Origin of the sequence: Actinosynnema sp. NPDC023658 (assembly GCF_040639995.1) — a bacterium.
GTDB lineage: Bacteria > Actinomycetota > Actinomycetes > Mycobacteriales > Pseudonocardiaceae > Actinosynnema.
Window position 1 is genome coordinate 1 of sequence record NZ_JBFAAX010000508.1, and the last position, 4,314, is coordinate 4,314.

Consider the following 4,314-nt stretch of genomic DNA (forward strand, 5'->3'; position numbering starts at 1 on the left):
GCTCGGCCACGGCGGACGTCGTGGCCGACCCGGCGCGGGACGTGCCGCTGCTCAACGCGTACGCGTTCCTCATGGGCGCCAACCCGACCATCCCGCAGACGATCAACCAGGCGCTGATCCTGCTGGCCGGCGACGACGGGCTGTGGTCCTGGTTCACCCGTCAGGAGCAGACCGACCAGCGGTTCGTCGACGAGGCGCTCCGCTGGGCCAGCCCGATCAACCACGTCCTGCGGCGCACCACCGCGGACACCAGGGTGGCCGGGACCGACGTGCCCGCCGGATCGCTGGTCACCGCCTGGCTCGGTTCGGCCAACCGGGACGACGAGGTGTTCGCCAAGCCGTACGACTTCCTCCCCGACCGGTCCCCGAACCAGCACCTCGCCTTCGGCCTCGGCGTGCACCGGTGCATCGGGCAGCACGTCGCCGTGGCCGGCCTGAAGACGTTCTTCGACCTCTGGCGGGAGAACGTGCAGTCCTTTTCACTTTCGGGTGAGCCCAAGCACCTGGTCTCGAACTTCCTGAACGGTGTCGTTAGCCTGCCGCTGCACGTCACCTGGAAATAGGTGCGCGGTGGCGACCGAGGCGACGATCGGGAAGCGGGGACTCATGGGTGAGCTGGTGACGACGGTGGTCGGGCCGGGTGATTGGCCGGTGCTGGACGAGTTCTTCGGTCCGCGGGGACTCGTCGAGAACTGCTGGTGCACCTATTTCCGGATGACGTCGAAGGAGTATTCCTCGTGCCGTCCGCCCGCACGCCGGGACGCGCTCGCCGGGCTGGTCGGTGCGGGCGAACGGGTGGGCGTCCTCGGCACCGTCGACGACGTGCCCGTCGGCTGGATCGGCGTCGGTCCGCGGCTGAACTTCCCGAGGCTGAAGCAGGCGAGGGTGGCGAAGATGCTCAAGGGCGACGAACCGGAGCGCATCTGGTCCGTCGTCTGCGTCTACCTCCGGCCGGAGCACCGGGGTCGGGGCCTGGTCAAGGTGCTCGTCGACCGGGCGGTGGAATGGGCGCGGGCCGAGGGGGCGGAATTGATCGAGGCCTATCCGGAGGACGATCGGGATCCGAATTCCGGGTTCGACCGCCGAAGCTTCCACGGCCGCGTGACCACCTTCGAGGCCTGCGGGTTCTCCGTAGTCGAAACGAGGCTGCAGCACAGGGCGCTGATTCGAAAGGAACTGCGGTGACCATTCACCAGGTGCTCGTGCTGGAGCCCTTCCTGAACAACCAGGCCGCGACCAGACCGGACAACCTCGCGGACGGACGATTAAACGTCTGGCGGAACTCGCTCCCGGCCCTGCCGGAGCCGCTGGAGGTCGTCGTGGACGGGGTGCCCCTGCGCAGCACGCGACTGGACGGGAGCGGTCCGGACAACCTGGTGTGCTGGGGGCAGCGGATCGAGGTCCCCGAGCGGCGGTGGGACTGGCTGTACGTCATCGGCTGCGGCGAGAGGCGCGTGCGGGACACCCTCACCTGGCACTTCTGCGACGGGTCGGTGGGCCGGGACGAGATCGAGCTCTCCGACCTCTGGGAGGGCAGGTCGGACTACGGCGAGGAGCTCGCGCTGCGCACCGACGTCATCCACTACCCGCACCACGTGCAGGAACGGATCGGGATCACGCTCTGGTGCCAGCGCGTGCCGATCACCCGGCGGCGGCCGCTCGGCGCCATCTCGCTGCCCGAGAACCCCGCCGTCCACCTCTTCGCCATGACCCTCGCCGGCCAGGGCGCGGGGCAGGAAGGCGGTCACGATGACGACGACTAGCCACTCGGCAGCCGGGACGCGCTGGAACGGTGCCGCAGGCACCTACCCGCAGTGGTACGAAGACCCGCTGAGCTGCTTGCAGACGACGCTGGGCAGCGTCCTGATCGAGCACGGTCTGCGTCCGGTCGAGGTGCTCGGCCTCGCCTGCGCGTTCGCGTTCGCGCCCGACGACGTCATGCGCGAGGAGTTCTACCGCCCGGCGCAGAGCGAACGCGGCGTGGCCGCCGACCTGTGCCCCTACCACGACGTCGAATCCGCGTGGGTGACGGGAACGGGCGCCGGTGACCTGGTCGACCTCGTCGAGGAGCACTCGCGCGTCATCGTCGCCGTGGACAACTACCACCTGCCCTTCCGCCCGGCGTACCACGACGTGCACGCCGCGCACCTCGTCGTCGTCCCCGCCTGGCGCCGGACGGCCGAGGGCGCCCTGGAGTTCTACGTCTCCGACGCGCAACCACCGCACTTCCAGGGGTGGCTGGCCGAGGAGCACCTGGTGAGGGCGTGGACCTCCGGCAACCCGCGCGACGACCAGGACGTGTTCTTCTCCAGCCAGGAGATCGGCGGCCGGGTGCTGACGACGCAGGTGCGCGAGCAACCGGGTGAGCTCACCGCGGACCGGGTCGTGCGGGCGATCGAGGGCAACGTCGACCGGTGGACCACCGGCACGGCCGGCGACGCGGACCGCGTGTGGACCGGCCGGGCCGGGCTGCACCGCTTCGTGGGGCGGCTGGACGAGCGCAGCGAGCACCCCGCCGAGTTGCAGCCCGCGTACACGTTCGGCTGGTCGATGCAGGCGCAGGCGTACCTGCACGGGCGCCTCGCGCAGGAGTTCGGGCACCGGTCGGGCTCGCCCGACCTGTCCGGGATCGCGACCGCCGCGGACCGGGTCGTGTCGGCCTGGTCGAACCTGCGGTTGCTGTGCGCGCACGCGGCCGCGCTGACCGGCGTTCCGGCGCTGGTCCTGCGGCGCGGCGAGGAGCTGGTGCAGGCCTACGAGCAGCTGGCGGTCGAGTGGCGACTGGCGTTGTCCAGGGTGTGGACGGGTGTCCGATGACTGACGGGTCGGGTGGCGGGCTGGCGCTGATGGGCGGTGAACCGGTGCTGCCGTCGTTGGCGCCGGTGACCTGGCCGCGGACGACGGCCGAGGACCGCGCGGCGGTGGCCGCGGTGCTGGACTCGAACCTGTTCGTCTCCGACCGGACCGGCGGGCGGACCGCGGTCGAGGAGCTGGAGCGGTCCTGGGCCGAGTTCCTGGGCGTGCGCCGCTGCGTCGGCGTCAGCAACGGCACCACCGCCCTCGAACTGGCGCTTATCGCCCACGGGATCGGCCCCGGCGACGAGGTCGTGGTCCCAGCGCTGACCTTCGTGGCGACGGCGATGGCCGTGACCCACGTCGGCGCGACCCCCGTGTACGCCGACATCGACCCCGTCACGTTCACGGTGACCGCCGCGGGCGTGGCCGCGGTCATCACGGAGCGGACCAAGGCGGTCATCCCGGTGCACCTGCACGGCCTGAGCGCCGACATCGCCGCGATCACCGAGACCGCGCTCCGGCACGGCTGCGTGGTGATCGAGGACGCCGCCCAGGCCCAGGGAGCCGTGTACCGGGGCACCCCGTGCGGCGCGTCGGGCAACACGGCCACGTTCAGCCTGCAGATGACGAAGAACCTGCCCACCTGCGGCGAAGGCGGCCTCGTCGTGACCGATGACGACCGGATCGCGGACAGCATCGTCCAGCTCCGCCAGTTCGGGGAGGACATCCGGCCGGACCGCCCTCGGCGGTACGTGAGCCACCGGCTGGGTTTCAACGCGAAGCTGAACAACGTCCAAGCGGCCTACACCTCCAGCCAGCTCACCCGCTTCGCGGAGTACCACGCCGCGCGCCGGGACAACGTCGCCGCGTTCCTGACCCGGCTGCGGGACCTCGACGGCCTCGTGTGCCCGTCGGAGCCGGACGGGTACGAGCACGCGTGGCACATCCTGCGGTTCGTCGTCGACCTGGAGCGGCTCCTCCCCGGCGTGCCGACCGACAGGGCGAGGACCCTGCTGATGCGTGCGCTGCGCGCCGAGGGACTGCCCGCCACCCGCTACCAGGTGATGGTGCTCCCCGAGCAGCCCGCGCTGCGGTCCCTCTGCCGCCAGGAACGCGGGTCCTGGCCGGTGGCGCAGGACGTCGTCGACCGGAGCTTCACCATCCAGCAGCGGCACCTGCCGCCCGACGCCGGACCGCTGCTCCAGTCCTTCGCCGACGTGGTGGAGAAGGTCTGGGCGCACGCCGCCGCGCTCAGCCGCTCCGCGGAAGGCGTGACCGCGTGACCGCGGCCGGGCACGGGTCGCCCCGGGAAGACCTCGAAGTGGTCGCGGCCGCCGTCCGCGACCACGTGGTCGAGATGTGCGCCGGGCCGGAGGGCGGTCACCTGGGCGGCTCGATGTCGGCCGTCGAGATCCTGGTGGCGCTGTACTTCCACGCCATGCACGTGGACCCGGACGACCCCGAGCGCAAGGGGCGCGACGTCTTCGTCCTGAGCAAGGGCCACTCCGCGATGGCCCT

At 71.4% G+C, this 4,314-nt stretch carries 6 protein-coding genes; all 6 read left to right on the top strand.

Going from position 1 to position 4,314, the window contains the following annotated elements; translation table 11 throughout:
* A partial coding sequence (locus AB0G02_RS30045; RefSeq protein ID WP_360800539.1) for a cytochrome P450 occupies nucleotides 1-563 on the top strand: 563 nt, incomplete at its 5' end.
* 88 nt (nucleotides 564-651) lie between these two features.
* On the top strand, nucleotides 652-1,185 hold the full coding sequence (locus AB0G02_RS30050; RefSeq protein ID WP_360800543.1) for a GNAT family N-acetyltransferase: 534 nt from the start codon (nucleotides 652-654) through the stop codon (nucleotides 1,183-1,185).
* Nucleotides 1,182-1,763: a hypothetical protein gene (locus tag AB0G02_RS30055; RefSeq protein ID WP_360800546.1), complete on the top strand. Its 582-nt coding sequence runs from the start codon at nucleotides 1,182-1,184 to the stop codon at nucleotides 1,761-1,763. Before AB0G02_RS30050 ends, AB0G02_RS30055 begins: the two co-directional genes overlap by 4 nt.
* On the top strand, nucleotides 1,750-2,817 hold the full coding sequence (locus tag AB0G02_RS30060) for a BtrH N-terminal domain-containing protein (protein ID WP_360800549.1): 1,068 nt from the start codon (nucleotides 1,750-1,752) through the stop codon (nucleotides 2,815-2,817). The genes AB0G02_RS30055 and AB0G02_RS30060 overlap by 14 nt, the downstream gene beginning before the upstream one ends.
* Nucleotides 2,814-4,079, top strand: a complete 1,266-nt coding sequence (locus AB0G02_RS30065) for a DegT/DnrJ/EryC1/StrS family aminotransferase (RefSeq protein ID WP_360800552.1) — start codon at nucleotides 2,814-2,816, stop codon at nucleotides 4,077-4,079. Before AB0G02_RS30060 ends, AB0G02_RS30065 begins: the two co-directional genes overlap by 4 nt.
* Nucleotides 4,076-4,314 (top strand): 1-deoxy-D-xylulose-5-phosphate synthase N-terminal domain-containing protein (locus AB0G02_RS30070; protein ID WP_360800555.1); only part of this gene is annotated, 239 nt, incomplete at its 3' end. The genes AB0G02_RS30065 and AB0G02_RS30070, both read left to right, overlap by 4 nt.

Bases quoted from the DNA above. Each gene is read 5' to 3' on its own strand.
- AB0G02_RS30060 (WP_360800549.1), top strand. From the start codon at position 1,750: ATGACGACGACTAGCCACTCGGCAGCCGGGACGCGCTGGAACGGTGCC.
- AB0G02_RS30065 (WP_360800552.1), top strand. From the start codon at position 2,814: ATGACTGACGGGTCGGGTGGCGGGCTGGCGCTGATGGGCGGTGAACCG.